The 16238-nt window shown below is 34.9% G+C and carries 12 protein-coding genes; 1 reads left to right on the forward strand and 11 read right to left on the reverse strand.

What is annotated here, in order from left to right:
• Positions 1-85 precede the first annotated feature (85 nt).
• The 7 genes from BP18_RS01425 to glpK form a co-directional block, all read right to left on the reverse strand.
• A complete protein-coding gene (locus BP18_RS01425) occupies positions 86-1408 on the reverse strand; it encodes a PTS sugar transporter subunit IIC (RefSeq protein WP_029276901.1) in 1323 nt (440 codons plus the stop codon).
• A 57-nt stretch (positions 1409-1465) separates the two neighbouring features.
• Positions 1466-1771, reverse strand: a complete 306-nt coding sequence (locus tag BP18_RS01430; RefSeq protein WP_007725925.1) for a PTS sugar transporter subunit IIB — start codon at positions 1769-1771, stop codon at positions 1466-1468.
• 556 nt (positions 1772-2327) lie between these two features.
• Entirely contained in the window at positions 2328-3143 is an 816-nt protein-coding gene (locus BP18_RS01435; RefSeq protein ID WP_029276898.1) for an SGNH/GDSL hydrolase family protein, read from the reverse strand.
• 235 nt (positions 3144-3378) lie between these two features.
• Entirely contained in the window at positions 3379-4146 is a 768-nt protein-coding gene (locus tag BP18_RS01440; protein WP_029276896.1) for a tyrosine-protein phosphatase, read from the reverse strand.
• Positions 4147-4725: 579 nt separating this feature from the next.
• Positions 4726-5442: an MIP/aquaporin family protein gene (locus BP18_RS01445; protein WP_029276892.1), complete on the reverse strand. Its 717-nt coding sequence runs from the start codon at positions 5440-5442 to the stop codon at positions 4726-4728.
• Positions 5439-7277 carry a type 1 glycerol-3-phosphate oxidase gene (gene glpO, locus BP18_RS01450; RefSeq protein WP_029276890.1) on the reverse strand — a complete coding sequence of 613 codons (1839 nt, stop codon included), beginning with the start codon at positions 7275-7277 and terminating at the stop codon, positions 5439-5441. The genes BP18_RS01445 and glpO overlap by 4 nt, the downstream gene beginning before the upstream one ends.
• A 16-nt stretch (positions 7278-7293) precedes the next feature.
• A complete protein-coding gene (glpK, locus tag BP18_RS01455) occupies positions 7294-8799 on the reverse strand; it encodes a glycerol kinase GlpK (RefSeq protein WP_029276888.1) in 1506 nt (501 codons plus the stop codon).
• A gap of 455 nt (positions 8800-9254) precedes the next feature.
• Between glpK and BP18_RS01460 the strand changes: the two genes are divergently transcribed.
• A complete protein-coding gene (locus BP18_RS01460; protein ID WP_029276887.1) occupies positions 9255-9728 on the forward strand; it encodes a nuclease-related domain-containing protein in 474 nt (157 codons plus the stop codon).
• 735 nt (positions 9729-10463) lie between these two features.
• On the opposite strand, the gene BP18_RS01465 is transcribed toward BP18_RS01460, so the two are convergent.
• Genes BP18_RS01465 through BP18_RS01480 form a run of 4 tightly spaced genes read right to left on the reverse strand, consistent with a single transcriptional unit; the run spans position 10464 to position 16234 of the window.
• Positions 10464-10664, reverse strand: coding sequence for a hypothetical protein (locus BP18_RS01465; RefSeq protein WP_029276885.1), 201 nt, complete (start codon positions 10662-10664; stop codon positions 10464-10466).
• A gap of 58 nt (positions 10665-10722) precedes the next feature.
• Positions 10723-11379, reverse strand: coding sequence for a hypothetical protein (locus BP18_RS01470; protein WP_051669226.1), 657 nt, complete (start codon positions 11377-11379; stop codon positions 10723-10725).
• Positions 11380-11430: 51 nt separating this feature from the next.
• On the reverse strand, positions 11431-12810 hold the full coding sequence (locus tag BP18_RS01475) for a phospholipase D-like domain-containing protein (protein WP_029276881.1): 1380 nt from the start codon (positions 12808-12810) through the stop codon (positions 11431-11433).
• Complete coding sequence (locus BP18_RS01480) at positions 12803-16234, reverse strand: AAA domain-containing protein (protein ID WP_035050171.1); 3432 nt, start codon at positions 16232-16234, stop codon at positions 12803-12805. Before BP18_RS01480 ends, BP18_RS01475 begins: the two co-directional genes overlap by 8 nt.
• Between the last annotated feature and the right edge of the window lie 4 nt (positions 16235-16238).

Here is a 16238-nt window from a genome sequence, read left to right on the forward strand (position 1 = left end):
TTCCTCCTTTTAGTAAAATAAGAAAGGGCTGAGACAACTGCCTCAACCACATTTCTATTTGTTCAGACTTATTTTTCAGAGCAGATTAACCCGCAACCGTATCTGTTTGAAGTTTATTTTTTTCGGCCATTTCTGTGTGTTCTTCTTCGACCATTTTTTTATCGTAAACTTTAACAAATGGGTAGTAGATCAACCCAGCTATAACCATATTAATCAAAACTAATGCGGCAGCTTTCCAGTCATTTCCTGCTGATAAGAAAGCACCAATTGGAGCTGGTAATGTCCACGGAGCGTTCACGGAAAAGCCATTAATGATACTAAATTTCACTGCAAAATAACTGATGACTGTCGTCACAGATGGAGCCACAACAAAAGGAATCGCTAAAATTGGATTCATTACGATCGGTGTTCCGAATATCAATGGTTCATTGATATTAAAGATTGACGGAATGATTGAGAAACGTCCAACTTGTTTTAGATAAGCTGATTTGGTAAACAACAATAAAATACATAAGGATAGTGTTGCACCAGATCCACCAATCCAGACTAACCATTGGTAAAACTGTTCAGGCGCAATATACGGCAATTCATTAGCAGGTGTTCCACTAACCATCGCTTGTCCATTTGCTTCAAGCATCACTAGCCACATCGGGCGAACAATTGAACCGATAACACTCACACCATGCACACCAGCTGCCCATAACATTGTGATCAAGACTACTGGAAGCAATACACCCAATAAATTATTGCCTAAAAGATTGTTTAACGGTGTAAAGATGCTGATCAACATTTTATTAATATCAAATCCAAGCATAACCCGGATGATCCAGACAAAGACGATCACAAATGTACCAGGGATCAACGCTTCAAAGCTTCTAGCAACCGAATCCGGTACTTGTTCTGGCATTTTGATCATTAAGTTCTTTTGTTTAAATAAACGCAAAACTTCAACTGCAAAAATCATAGCTAAAATAGCTGAAAACATACCTGAACCGCCTAAATTTCCCATTGGTAAAACCCAACCAATTGCTTCTCCTTCAGGCAATAATGCATCAACGTTTACTGGAACCGTTAACATTAAGAAAGTTGCTAACGACAGAACTCCACCGGTAACCCCATCTAATTTATACGATTTGGATAAACTATAACCCATCCCATAAGCGGCATATAACGACATCAAACCCGTTGTGATACGGAAGGGAATAGCAATTTGTGCTGCATATGGTGCAATGGCTTCCGCCCAAGACGCGATTGGTGGATTTCCAATAACTAAGAAGAAACACCCAATAATAATTAAAGATAATGTCGAGATAACTCCATCGCGGATGGCTTTTAAATGCTTTTGTTCCGATAGCTTAGCTAATGGCGGCATGAATTTCGTTTCAAGCCAATTTAAAAAATTCGTCATATTTACTCTCCTTTGATGATTCATAATAATAAACAAGTACGTGACTCAAATGAAAAATTAACGGTATTTCTTGATTAACTCTAGCGTTTTAGGTGCTCCTATTGGTGTATAACCCATTGGTTCAATTTTTTCGATTGGGACACCGTTTTCATTTGCATATTTTTCAAATGTAGCAAATTGGTGTTTTACTTGTGGCGCAACCAATAATAACTTGTAATCTTCCTCTTTCAAGGCATCTTCTACTGCACCAGACCCTACTGCAATCATATCCAAATCAAAATCTTGTTTTGCCGCTTCTGCTTTGATTGCTTTAACTACTATTGCACTTGACATTCCACCTGAACAAACCATAATAACTTTCATCTTTATTCCTCCTACTATCGAGTTAAATTGATTTTTTATTAAGGATACGTTACCATTTAAACTTATTCCCTTTTTCCAACCACTTTCCTCCTTATTAAAAGTCTTCCTACCAAATATGTATCCCCTTTCAATAGAGTATAGCTTAACTGGAATTTTATTTCAATATATTTATTTGAAAAATGAAATAAAAAGTCACAATGAGTAAATATCCTCATTGTGACTTTTTATATTACTCTTTCCCAAAAGAAAAACCTTTCTAAGTTGGTCGAACTAACGCATATTGCACCAACTCAAAATTAAAAACTATATTGAGTTGATTTAACTAATGCTTCTCTTTCCTACTTAAAAATGAAATAATCCTTTAAGAAATGCTTTTAAATCCTTAATATGACTCAAACCTATTTTTTAGCGTGTCCACGCTTTCTTATAAGTCATCTTACTACAGAACATGTGAAATCGCTAATATTCAAAGAATTTCAAACGGCATTTACGAAAAAAAAAGCCGCGAGAAAATAGCTGCTCAAGACTTTTATACTCTAAATCATGATGAATTTTGTTAGTGCAATGTTTTTACTGGCACTTCTAACCGTTCTTTTAATAGTTCAAACCACATGTGATAGCCATCTCCATTTGGATGGACATCATCAGCCAAAAAATAGTCCAGTGGCAATTGCTGCTCTTTCATCTTAGACAGCATTATGTGATACGTATCTATAAATGGCCATTGTTGTGTTGTCACAAAATCAACAATTTCATTGTTGTATTGATTATAAGTTACTTTGCCTTCTTTTAGAAACACGTCATTGTACAACGTCGGATTAGCTGTTTGTAAGATGACTAAGGTATCTGGCAACTCCTCACTGAAACGAGCCATGATCCATTGAATATCCGCTTTTGTTTGCTCCATATCATTTTGCGGGTAACGATTATTATTAATTAGACACAATTCAAAAATAATGATGTCGGGATTATCTTTTATAACTGCTTCAATTTTATGCTTTGAAATCAAATCAGCTGTACTATAACCGCTGTAGCCATGATTGATTACCTCAACTTTGATACCGTCGATTCCGTTTAAATCAGCTTCCAACAAGTTGCCCCATACCGGTTGTGCTTCAGTAGCCCCTTTTCCAAACGTCACACTGCTGCCTAAAACGACAATCGTCACTTCTCCGTCTCTTTTCGTCACAAATCTTGTTCTCTCTATCAAACTTTCTTGTTGGTACGTATCTGATAATTTATAGTCTTCATTCATTTTGGCTAAGGTTCTGTTTTTATGAATCCCGTTAAAGAAGCTGACAAAAAGACTTATTAAGAGAATAATAAGTACAAACTTAAATTTATTTTGATTTAACTTATTTTTTAGTCTCATAATAACTCCTCCCAACCAATTAGTCCATGCAGTATACCATGATTTACTCTCCTAAAATAAGGCAACTTTTCGACTATTTTGACGATTGGTTTTTCAGAAAAAGAACTCCATTTTATGTATTGCTCATACAAGTGTTGCCTTTATCTAGAAACATCAAAAAGCGGTCATTGCATCAGATGCAATGACCGCTTTTTGAATTGCTGAAATGTTTATCCCAAGTTTATAGATTCTCTAATTAAAACAACCCTAAAAATTTAGCTTTTTTCACTTTTTGAGGTGTCTTAGTAAAAATAGGTTCACCATTGACCAAGTCTTTAGTGACTTGATGGTATTCTGCTACTTTTTCTGGACCAAATTCCTTTTCCAATTTTTGATAAGCTTCTTTCATATGAAACGAACGCGAACCAGTATTATGGGCATCAGAAGCAATAAAATGCACTAAGTTAGATTCAATCAATTGCTTACTCACTTTTTGAATTTCTTTACCAAACCCACCAGTATAACTAGCAGCCGTTAATTGCGCCAATGCCCCTTTTTCAACAAAAGGCATCAATATTTCTGGATTTCTCAATACCACATGATTCCGTTCTGGATGAACGATGATCGGTGTAATGCCATCTCTTTGCATCTCAAAAAATAACGTTTCAGCATATTGAGGAATCGTCGTAGTTGGAAACTCGATTAGAACATACTGGTTTCCTTCATCAATAAATTGAATTTTATTTTCTTTGATATCCTCAAAAATATCGCCATTAATACGCACTTCTTGTCCAGGAAAAATAGTTAACGGAATCGCTCTAGCATCCAGTTCTTCTTGAACTTCATTAACTAAACGTAAAATAGTTTGTTTTTCAATATCCCAATGCCCATTTTTATAATGAGGCGATGCTAAAATATGAGTGATTCCCTCGGCTACGGCTTTACGTGCCATATCCATCGAATCTTCTAAATTTTTTGCCCCATCATCGACACCTGGCAAAATATGACAATGTAAATCAATCATGTCGTTAGCTCCTTCTCTTGCTCACTTAAATTATAGTTTATTATAGAACAAAGTTTTATAAAAAGCTAGATGGTTCAAATTCAAATCCACTCAACCGTATGTTACCTCATTTTTTTCAATTGCACGATTAAATGAACTTCTTTTTTATCTCACTCATTCGTGCAACCCTATTCCATGAACAAGTGCACAACTTTTTGACTCTCACTTGATTATGGAAGCTTGTTTCTCGAACAAGTAAAGGCTTTTTACCACTTCACTCATACGTGCAACTAATCCATCCATTAGCTCGCCTATATTTCTGGAGGAATAGGATTGCTTGTAGCCGTGTCAAGGATGCAATGCGAATTACCAAACGTTAACGCTTCAGCGCTTACGTTTGGTTTGAGGCTTGCAAGTTTTAAGACTATCTTTCCAGGCTTAAAACGTTCCCATGGCTTCACAAGCAAATCCGTCATTCCAGAAGAAATTTCTTTTGACGCATATGTACCGATTATTGAACAGTCTTTATCATTTCAAAAAAATAGCCTCACGTTTATACGATCAATCCGTATAAACGTGAGACTATCTAGTTATTAATTATCAAGTAATTGCAATGTAAAGGAATGCAGCGATAGCTCCACCAATCATTGGTGCTACTACTGGAATCCAAGAATAACCCCAGTCAGAGTTTCCTTTGTTTGCGATAGGTAACAATTGATGCGCAATACGCGGACCTAAGTCACGTGCAGGGTTGATTGCATACCCTGTTGATCCTCCAAGAGAAAGACCAATTGACAGAATTAATACCCCAACTACTAATGGGTTTAATCCATCAGTAAATGTGTTTTTACCAAACATCATAAGTGCAAATACTAGTACGAAAGTACCAATTGTTTCTGACATTACGTTACCAACAGTGTTACGAATAGCTGGACCTGTTGCAAAAGTTCCTAAAATATTGCCTTGGTCTTTTGTTTCTTTAAAGTGTGGCATGTAAGTTAACCATACTAGAACAGCTCCCAAGATACCTCCAAGTACTTGTGCAATAATAAACGGCAATACTAATGCCCAATCAAAATTACCAATAATAGCCATACCAAGTGTTACAGCTGGGTTTAAATGTGCTGGTCCCATTGATCCTGCAACATATACTGCGATTGTTACGGCTGCTCCCCATCCAAGTGCAATGACAACCCATCCTGATGCTTCAGCTTTACTTTTTTTCAAGTTAACGGCCGCACATACTCCGTCACCAAGCAAAACTAACATCATTGTTCCTAAGAACTCACTGAAAATTTGTAACATATCTCCACTCATCTATTTCCATCTCCTTTTAATTTTTTTAAATCAGACTCTGCAATTGCAGTGTTTAATTTTACAGTGTGAGCAGCTTTTGCTTCATCTGTCCAGCCATAGTAGCGGGCCATTTCAGCAATCACTGGTTTTATTATACCATCTAGAGTGTCGCGCATAAACAACATATGATTTGTGCGACGGATTAAAAAGTCCGCTGGTGTTAACGCCATCTCTTCATCCATAGCATACCGCAAACTTAGGCTATCTGCCAATGTTAATCCTTCGATTTGCTCAATTTTATCAATTAGAGCAAATACTTTCGGCGCGTTTGAACCATACAAGTGAGCAAGGTAAGTTGCTTCTGATTCAGTCAAGCCTTTTTCAACACCTAATTTAGCTAATTTATCAGTTACTTCATCCACTTCTTGTGGGTTGATTTCTCCACCAGATACGGGATATTTAGCAGAATCAATTAATTCATAAGATGCATTGAAATCATTTTTCAACACTTCAATAACAGCTTTCATAGCCCCAATCGCCATTTTACGGTAGTCGGTCAATTTCCCACCTGCTACTGTAATCAAACCATCTTCGTCAATGTCCAATGCGCTTCCACGAGAAACGGCTGAAGGGTTATCTTCTGATTCAGAATTACCGGTTTCAATGTTTTTCAACACGTCTTCTACAGTGTAACGATCCACTTCACCTTTTTGGAATTGCTCGATCGTAGAAATCACTTTGTCAAAACTTTCGTCTTTGATTGGTTTGCTGTTCCCACCGTTGTAGTCCGAACCGCCATTTGCTGAAATCAATGGACGCAAGCCTGCCCAACTTGATTCGATATCGTCAATCGTGATATCAGCTGATGGGTAACGGTTGTTAACGATTTCTAATAGATAATCAACATCTTCTTGTTCAACCGTTGGATGTGCAAAGTCGCCTTTATAATCTGTATCCGTTGTACCAAAGTATGTTTTTTCTTCACGAGGAATCACGAATACCATGCGGCCATCGTTTTTACCTGTATCGAAGTAAGTCGGTTGTGGAACGTGTAATTTTTTACGGTCCACTACCAAATGAACCCCTTTAGTTGGGCGCATTTGTGGAACGGCATCCAACTTAGTATTCATTTGACGAATCGTGTCAGACCAAGGACCTGTTGAGTTCAAGACAACACGAGCTTTAATATCAAATGTTTCACCCGTCAATAAGTCTTCTACTGTTGCTCCACTAACTTTATTATCTTCGTCGTACACGATTCCGACGACTTTCATGTGGCTGACCATGTGTCCGCCATCCGCAGCAGCACGCTTGATGTTTTCAATCACTAAACGAGCATCGTTGTTGCGGTAGTCCAGATATACTCCAGCACCCAATAAACCGTCACTTTTCAGCTGAGGTTCACGTTCAAGAACTTCTTCTTTGGTTAATGTGTAGTTCGCGTATTTTGTACCTGTAACGCTAGCTAATTGATCGTATAGATCCATCGCCACTTTTAGAGAAAACATTGAAAATGTTGAACCGGGTTCGTCATAGATTGGCAAAATCATTGGGTCCGCTTTTGGAATGTGTGGGGCAATTCCTTGCACAACCGCGCGTTCTTGAACCGTATCCGCTACAACTTCAACATCAAAGTTTTTCAAATAACGTAATCCTCCGTGAACTAATTTTGTCGAGCGTGAAGAGGTTCCTTCAGCAAAGTCTTGCATTTCAACAAGCCCTGTTTTAAGACCAGAGGCGCTGGCTTGTAAAGCCGTACCAGCACCTGTAATCCCTCCACCGATAATTAAAACGTCTAATGTTTCTTCTTTTAATGCGTTGATATCTTGTTTTCTTCGTTCGATTGAGAAAACCATAATTCTTTTCCTCCTTTTAAGCTTCTGGTTTAAAGACTTGTGTAGCTTTAACAGCTAATTTCCAGTTTTTGTATAATTTTTCGCGCTCTGCATCTCCCATTTGTGGTTCAAAAATACCGCCTTCTTCATACATATCTTTGATTTCATCCATACTTTCCCAGAACCCTACTGCTAGACCAGCTAAGTAAGCTGCTCCTAATGCCGTTGTTTCTAAGTTGTGTGCACGTTGCACTTTCGTTCCTAAGATGTCTGCTTGGAATTGCAATAACCAGTCGTTATTTGCAGCTCCGCCATCTACTTTCAATAATGGAATATCAATACCAGCATCTTTGTTCATTGTATCAATAACATCACGTGATTGGTAAGCAATCGATTGTAAAGTCGCTTTAACAAAATCTTCTTTCGTTGTTCCACGGTTTAATCCAAATACAGATCCACGTGCATCTGAATCCCAGTAAGGTGCTCCGAGTCCTGTAAAGGCTGGTACCACAAATACTTCATTGTCGTTTTTAGATGCTTTAGCAAGTGCTTCTGAGTCAGCTGAATTTTCAATCATTTTTAATCCGTCACGCAACCATTGGATTGACGATCCTGATACAAAAATACTTCCTTCTAAAGCATAGTAAATTTTACCATTGATTCCATACCCAATCGTTGTTAACAAATTATTTTCTGATAATTGTGGTTTTTCTCCGGTATTCATGACGATAAATGAACCAGTACCGTAAGTGTTTTTCACCATTCCAGGTTCGAAAGCCATTTGACCAAATAAAGCAGCTTGTTGGTCTCCAGCCATTCCTGAGATTGGAATGTTCGCTCCATAGAAATGGTAGTTCGTTGTGTTTCCATAAACTTCTGAGTTGGATTTCACTTCTGGCATCATAACGCTTGGAATATTCAATAAGTCTAAAATTTCTTGATCCCATTCTAATTTATGAATATTGAACAACATTGTACGGCTGGCATTTGAATAGTCCGTAACGAATGAATCTCCACCCGTTAATTTCCATACTAACCATGTGTCCACTGTTCCAAACATCAACTCACCTTTTTCAGCACGCTCTTGTGCGCCTTCTACATGGTCAAGGATCCAACGAATTTTAGTAGCTGAGAAATATGAATCAATGATCAATCCTGTTTTTTCATGAATCATTTTAGAATGTCCATCTTCATTTAATTTAGAAGCAATAGGTGCTGATTGGCGTGATTGCCAAACAATTGCGTTGTAAATTGGACGACCTGTTTCTTTATCCCAAATGATTGTTGTTTCACGTTGGTTCGTAATCCCAATTGCAGCGATTTCTTCTGGTTTGACACCGGATTCAATAAATGCCCCAGCAATAACCGATTGTACTGAATTCCAGATTTCATTCGGGTTGTGTTCTACCCAACCACTTTGTGGGAAAATTTGCGTAAACTCTTTTTGTGAGCTCCCAATTGTATTTGTTTTTTTATCGTAAATAATTGCTCTTGAACTCGTTGTCCCTTGATCAATTGCCATGATGTATTTTTTCTCTGCCATGTCTAATTTCCTCCTATGCTTTTGCAAGCGATTTCTTAATAAACTTATTGTAACCGTTTTTCTCCGAAAGAAAACGTCATCTTTTTTTAGTTTTTGAAATTTTTTGAGAGGATTTCAATTTTTTGCTTTTAGGCTGCGCCCGAAAAGGTCCAAAAGATTGGATTAAAACCGGTTAAAGACCGTATAAAATATGGATTAACAACTATATGGTAGGCAATATCTTAATGCGTACTGTATGTCTAAATTAAATAAATCGATATGGTATGTAAATTACTTTTAAGTACTTTAAGCATTAAAGATTTCTACCCATACGGTATTCTAACCCAATTTAAGGTCCATATGCATATTACTTTCTCTACATATGGTAGGTAAAACCAAATTTGATAAAAAACACCTAATTATAGCAATCATAAGATACTTCTTTTGCGTACAGTATCATTAAAGGAGTGGTGGAAATGATTTATAAAAAGCGTGAAAAATGTTTTAAGTTGCTTGTCTTAGAGTCTTTGAATGTTCGGACAAATTTATCTGAAGAAATTTACAATCAATATTTGAAGCAGATAAAAGGTTATGAAGGTGAGTGTTACTTCGATGCACTAACCGAGGCGTTAACTTGTGACTGCCTCATTTTGAATGACTTACCTTTGGAGATAAGTGGTACTGATTTTCAAATTGACACATTAATCATCACCGCACGAGAGATTTTACTTTATGAAGTGAAGAATTATGGCGGAGAGTATTTATATAAAGAAGGATTTCTGGTATCTATTCCTTCTGGCAATTCATTCCACAGCCCTACAGAAAGAATCAATCGCCATACTTCCTTGTTGCAAAGCTTATTAGAATCACTTCAAATGAAAATGCCTATCAAATCTTTTGTGGCGTTTGTGCACCCTGAATTCATGTTGTACGACGTGTTAAATATATAAAAAACATTGGTACAAGCAACTTTTCCAAAGCATTTCAGGAAATTAAATGCGCAGTTAGAAACACTTTCTACCAAACACCTCCTACTTGCAAAAAAATTATGCGACCTCTCTTCACGTACAAAAACCTATTTAAATGGGTTACCTGAATATACTTATGACGAGTGTACAAAAGGAATCATTTGTCCAAATTGCAGGCAATTCATGCCAGTGATTCAATATAAAAACAAAAAATGCAAATGTAAAATATGCGGATACAACGAAAAAGTTTCAACAACCATTTCAATACATGCATTAGAATACAAACGTTTGTTTCCAGAGAGAAAGTTAACAGTGTCTTCCTTATATGATTGGTGCGGAGGTGTTTGTCCAGTTCGGAGAATCCGCTCTGTCCTACAAAACGAATATAAATCTGCAGATGTAGGACGAGCAATATATTACGTCTAACCAAAAACCATCTAAAAGAGTGACCTTTTAGATGGTTTTTGGTTAATTAGGGTCGTTACGTACCATATTGCTTCGTAAAAGATGACGTTACCGTACGCAAAACAAATTTTACTACCATAAGTTTATTGTGGCAGTTAGGTATATGGTAGGCACTCCTATCTTAAGCACCGTATACTTCTTTATAAAACACCTATATGGTAGATAAACACTTCTTAACTACCTTATTTATAAGAAATTCCCTAATTTTAGTAAATCAGCGAACATAATCAAGCAAATGAAAATTTCTATTTTTCATTTGAATAAATCAAAAATAGAAAATGTGGTTTTTTTATAAACTTTATTGTAAAGTGCTTTTTTGGGATTTTTTATCCATCCCATACCTTTTCTTCCATAGCCAGGTAAAAGTTTTCTTTTAATCGCACGTTTAACTCTACCTGTAGTTCTTGCACTTATTGACTTTTTTATACTAGGTTTTCTTATTCCAATTTTCATTCATTTACTCCTCCTACTGTTACACCTATTCTATCAAATTAATGCCATTAGTAATAACTCATGACTCGTTTCTTGAAAATCCTCCACCATCTGTTGAAGTTAAGTCAACACTGGTGTTACCATCTCCATCTCTCCAGTATTCATTAACAAATGCTCCATCTGCTCTTGTATAACTGTCTACATGATGCGGATCTACGAAACTTTCTGCTGTGGTTCCCTCACTGATATCGTCATGACCAAAGATACTTTCTCCGCTAACTTCAATAGTATCATCACCTATTATGTCCAGCCCATCTAGTATTCCAATACCAATAGCTCCAATAGCTGCGCCTTTTAATAATTTAGCTAAACCTTTTTTTATTTCTTGATTATCTCCAGCTGCTGCTGAACTAACAATATGATGACTGGTAGCTGCTACACTTTCAATACCTCTCCCAATCCCAGTTACCGTCTCTCCTGCTACACCACCAATATCTTTTAATCCCTTTTTTGCTTCTTGTTTATCTTGCATTACCGCTCCTTTAATTGTTTTATAAGTTCCCTCTGCTGCTTGCCCTACTAATCTTCCTGTGTTCTTTGTCGTTTGTTCTACGCCATCTCCAATTTCTCTAATAAAATCACTATCGACTGCACCGCCAACAAACTTTACTGCCCCACCTAATAGAGCACCTGTAGCATGACCAGCTACTTCACCTAAACTTTTAATAAATCTCATTTCATATCTCCTTCATCTTTTCACTTTTTACTTGCTAGCTCATAGGTTTAATTAAAAAGTAAACCGTGCTTTAATTACTTCAGTGGCCCATTCTTCACTTTCTATAAAAGTGCTTCCTTCTTTACGTAGATCTCCTTTATATTCTGCATCATAAGACAAAAAATTATAGCTTCCATTAATAACATATTTGTCGTCGCAGATTAATAATTTTTCATGGGTTTGTTCATTCTCTATTTTTAGTAATCCATTGTACTTTTTACCTAGATTTCTTAATTCATCTGCAATTTCTTTTGATTTTTTGTCTCTTCCAGAAAAATTGACTTCATTTCCATCAGTAATACCATAAAGGATTCGGATTTCTACTCCGCACTTGAGTAGTTTCTCTATACTTTTCTTAAATGCATCATTAACAATAGTCCGGTTCAACCAAGGACTGATGATATATAAACTTTTTTGAGCCGTTTCTAGGTAATGCAGGAACAACCTTCTAATTTCCGTGTTCATAAGATACTTAAGTATGATTACATTATTCACAGTGGTTATTTGAACTTTTTCATCATCTAATTTTTCAATTTTATCTGCTATTTCCGAAAGTTCATTTAGTACATTATCACGCTCTTCAAGTGCGGTCGCTATGTCAAAATAATCACTGAAGTAACCTTCAACTAGTCTTTTCTTCAAAACTGCACTAAATTCTGGCTGAATTATCTTTGTTACTGAATCGATAACAAGCACTTCTAATTCTTTCTCTGTGTCTGCATAAATTAACATTGCGTATTTGCGAAACAGCAGTTCTTTGCGAGGCATATACTCAAAATCTTTCACATTAACTATCTTACTTATATTTAACCCTTTTTCTACATTCTTATTATGCATTTCGATATTTGTTAAAAAGTACTTTGATAACCGTTCGTAATCTTTCATATGTTCATAAACCGGAAATTTTCTCCCATCAATTAAAATCCCATCTTTTGCCTCTCTCACACGAGAAAACCCTTTTCTTTCGTAGGCAAGATACTCAACTTTATTAGTCTCGTTAATAACATCAAATAATATTGAAAGGTTTCCTTTTTTATTTAAACACTTAATTTTTCTAGCAAATAATTTTTCACCTTCATCTGATAAGTAAATTGATTCATTCTTATCATCTGTTACAAGAAAATTTTGTTCCAGTAATGGTTCAATAACTACATTTAAAAAATTAGCTTTCAGTGTTAAAACTTTTGCAATATCTGCTTTTCTATTGATACCACGTTGAATACATTTCCCAACAAATTCTTCTGCAACAGTCAAGTTTTCTTCGGATATATACGTTACCTCAATATCCTTTTTAAAAAAAGGAATCCAGATATCACTTGATCCCACCAAATGATATTCATTAAAAAAAGAAGAATACTTCTCATGTAAAAGATCGATATCACTATTATACATCTTGTCTCACCCTCGAAAACTCTTCAATCCTTTTAACTGCAGCGTTTCCTCTCAAATGAACAATAGTATCATACAACTTAGACAAATTACCTTTGTTTTGGTAAATGAAATTCGTATTTCCTATCACAAACATCAATTCTTGTGCACGTGAAAAAGCAACATTAAGTCTCGAATCGTGAACAATAAATCCAAGCTCTTTTCTTTGATTGTTTCGAACTAAGTTCATAATAATAATCTGTTTTTCTCTACCTTGGAATGCATCAATCGTGTTGACTTCAATTTCAAGATGCTTAAATTCCACAGTATTAATTTCTTTTTCCAAACGTTTTGTCTGTGCTTTATAAGGAGCAATAACTCCTACTGTTTTCTCTTCATTAAGGTTTTCATCTAGCCACATTAACAAATTAATCGTTCCTTCTACTTCTCCTATATTGTAAGGTGAACTGACTTCCTTGTCTTCTTGGTATATTTCCATGTCATCAAGAGTATCTATCCAGTAGAATGATTGTTCAAGTTCACTTTCTAATCCATGTGAGCGCTCTCTGATGTTATCTGCATCAAGCAATTCTCCATTGTAATAGAAGTCCGATACAATTTTTGAAATATCACTACTCATTCGGAATTGAGTATTTAAAAACATTTTATTTGAAGGTTGAGCGTTCTCATACATCAAGCCAAAAAGCGAGGCTTTATATGTTACAATTTCCTCTCTGTCTATTTCTTCAGACTCCATTAACTTTTTCATTAGTTCTTTTTCAACATCTTGACTGATTTGTTTATGATCTCCCACAAGAATAATTTTTTTACCACGAATCATCGGAATTAATAATTCCAGACTGGATGCTCTCCCAGCTTCATCGATAATTAAATAGTCAAATTCACTTTCTAAAAAATAATTATTATCCTTAGTATTAATACCAACACAAGTAGCACTAATCAAATTAGCTGTATCAATAAAAGCTTTTTCAAAAGAAGTTTGATAAACATTCATTCGTGAAGACCACTCTTCTTGAATATCACTTGATAGGTTATAAAATTCTATAAATTGCTTATCTTTATTTAATGATTCTATATACGCGTTGCATATATTAATATCTTTAGTAGAAATCTGATTAAAATCTTTGCACTCACTAATCAAATAACTACGAACGTGGTCATTATTGATGTGCTCTTGAACTAGTTGATTTATTTGAGTATGTATCTCAGTGGCATTTATCTTTTGTTTAAGAAGTTCATCACAATGCCTCTTTATTTGTTCAAGATTCTTTTTTAAATCCGTTATTTCATCAAAAAGAACAATATCTTTCAATAAGTCAAACGTATTTTCAGGCAGCTTTCCATAGTTCCATTCAAATATTTGAGCTTGAGTATAAAAATTTAAAAATTCTTTAAAATTGAATTCTGAACCTATAATAACGTTCAAGGGCTCTTTATTCAGTTCTAAAGCCATAAGAATAACATTTTTGGCTTTAGTTGCTTTTTTTGTTAATTCATTAAGCTTTCCGTTTTGTTGTTTACTTTTACTGGAAAAATGTTCTATCTGTGATTTTTTTTCTTGGTATTCATTCAGATAAGTAGTACAAATTTTTTCATATATAGTTACTTGACTTTCATAAGAAACACTATTTTTTTGTTGTTCCGCTTTGTAAAAAGATAGCTTTTGATTATAAAATTCCAACGATTTATGAATGTTATCTTTCTCTTGTTTTAAACTTTCCATTTCATTTATTTCTTCTGTTTTAATATTCTTCAATTGAAAAATACAACTTTTAAATTCTTTAATAGCTTCTTTTTCGATTCTAGATACAAAGACTTTCGTTTGAAATCTAAATTGATTAATCAATTCATCGTGGGAATAACCTTCTGCTAGAATTTTTTTTATTTGAATTAACTCATTATCGTTGTTAGTTAAGCGTTGCTTCTTGCAGTCAATCTCATCAGCTACTATTACTTTCATTTCTTCAGAATCTTTTGTTTCATCACTAATTTTTTTTAATTCTTTAGTTGCTTTTTCAAGTTTTCGATTCACTAACATGAATGTATCGACTCTTTTGTAAACGAATTCATAATAAGGTAATTTTTGTATGCGGGTCTCATAACTTTTTTTTATGCCTTGATACTGTTTTTTATTTTCTACTGTTTTTGTGACAATCATACTTTGTAGATTATCAACACGTTGTTTCAATAGGTATTTTTCATTTCCAAGCTCTACTTTTTCATCATTGCCTATTCGAATCGCATCAATTTCTTCATTTTCTCCAATTCTTTGCAATACATTATCAACTGCCAAATGAGTTTGTGCAGATAATAGAATTTTATTTCCTTGCTTAGCTAAATACTGAATCATTTCGCAAATAACAGTTGTCTTTCCCGTTCCTGGAGGTCCTTGAATCAAAAATATATCCTCTGTATTTAGTGCTCCGAGGACACTCAAACGTTGATTATCATTTAATGATTCAAAGTTTGATGAAAAACTTCCCCTATCCAACTGCTTCATCTCAAATGAAGACGATTGAGCATTCACTACTTCCGGAATAAAAGTTTTTAAACTCATATTTGCAGTTTGATTATTGAACAGTTGTTTCAAAGCATTTTCTTCATTCCTCTTCTTTGCAAGACTGCCAATGTCATTGACCCACAAATAACCCTCTTCTATTCCAGAAAGTTGTTTAAGAAGTTTATACATATGCTTTATGTTATGAGTAATTGTTATTCTTTGCTTATTTCTATCAATCAATTGGATTTTCCCTATTTCGATTCCTTTAATATCTTCCATATGAGAATAATTTGATTGAAATTTAGCGTTCCATTCTTCACTTGAACTAATGACTATGTTATCTCCAATTCGATATGTAAAGTCTCCTAGACTTACGTATAACGTTATTTCTGTCATATCTGGCTTAAACTGGATTGATGAAAAAGAAGTGGTACTCTCAATCTTTTTTGTTTTGATTAATTCTTTTTCAAGTTTGGAAGCAATATCTTGAGTTTTCCAGTACTCTTTAAACTTTTTAAATTCTTTTTTATTAAAGGTATTTTTCTCAGACTCTTTAATAACCTGCTGAACAAAAGTGTCATTCGGCTTTTTTTCAATATAATTTGCATCATTTAAAGTAATGATCGTACAACCTGACGAAAGTGACTCAGCATTTGAAAGATAAGATAAGTACTCACGAGTGGTACTTTCTTTTATTCGCACGGCTTTTATAGTATTCTTTTCCTCAGCCACTCTACATATTAAAGTATATTTTCCAGATATAATCCAGATATTTTCTCTAACTACAGTATATAGCATGCCTGATCCATCTGGATTAAATAAATCATTTAGGTATTGGATAGAAGATACATTTTTAATGCCCTTATTAAGCATATCTTCTCGTACGGTCTCCAAGACGGAAGAGAGTACAATCACATAATTAATCATTATC

Origin of the sequence: Carnobacterium jeotgali MS3, from assembly GCF_000745125.1 — a bacterium.
Lineage (GTDB): Bacteria > Bacillota > Bacilli > Lactobacillales > Carnobacteriaceae > Carnobacterium_B > Carnobacterium_B jeotgali.

Coding starts and splice junctions, on each gene's coding strand:
- BP18_RS01435 (WP_029276898.1), bottom strand. CDS start 3,143: ATGAGACTAAAAAATAAGTTAAATCAAAATAAATTTAAGTTTGTACTT.
- BP18_RS01445 (WP_029276892.1), bottom strand. CDS start 5,442: ATGAGTGGAGATATGTTACAAATTTTCAGTGAGTTCTTAGGAACAATG.
- BP18_RS01470 (WP_051669226.1), bottom strand. CDS start 11,379: ATGAGATTTATTAAAAGTTTAGGTGAAGTAGCTGGTCATGCTACAGGT.
- glpO (WP_029276890.1), bottom strand. CDS start 7,277: ATGGTTTTCTCAATCGAACGAAGAAAACAAGATATCAACGCATTAAAA.
- BP18_RS01440 (WP_029276896.1), bottom strand. CDS start 4,146: ATGATTGATTTACATTGTCATATTTTGCCAGGTGTCGATGATGGGGCA.
- BP18_RS01430 (WP_007725925.1), bottom strand. CDS start 1,771: ATGAAAGTTATTATGGTTTGTTCAGGTGGAATGTCAAGTGCAATAGTA.
- BP18_RS01465 (WP_029276885.1), bottom strand. CDS start 10,664: ATGAAAATTGGAATAAGAAAACCTAGTATAAAAAAGTCAATAAGTGCA.
- BP18_RS01460 (WP_029276887.1), top strand. CDS start 9,255: ATGATTTATAAAAAGCGTGAAAAATGTTTTAAGTTGCTTGTCTTAGAG.
- BP18_RS01480 (WP_035050171.1), bottom strand. CDS start 16,234: ATGATTAATTATGTGATTGTACTCTCTTCCGTCTTGGAGACCGTACGA.
- glpK (WP_029276888.1), bottom strand. CDS start 8,799: ATGGCAGAGAAAAAATACATCATGGCAATTGATCAAGGGACAACGAGT.
- BP18_RS01475 (WP_029276881.1), bottom strand. CDS start 12,810: ATGTATAATAGTGATATCGATCTTTTACATGAGAAGTATTCTTCTTTT.
- BP18_RS01425 (WP_029276901.1), bottom strand. CDS start 1,408: ATGACGAATTTTTTAAATTGGCTTGAAACGAAATTCATGCCGCCATTA.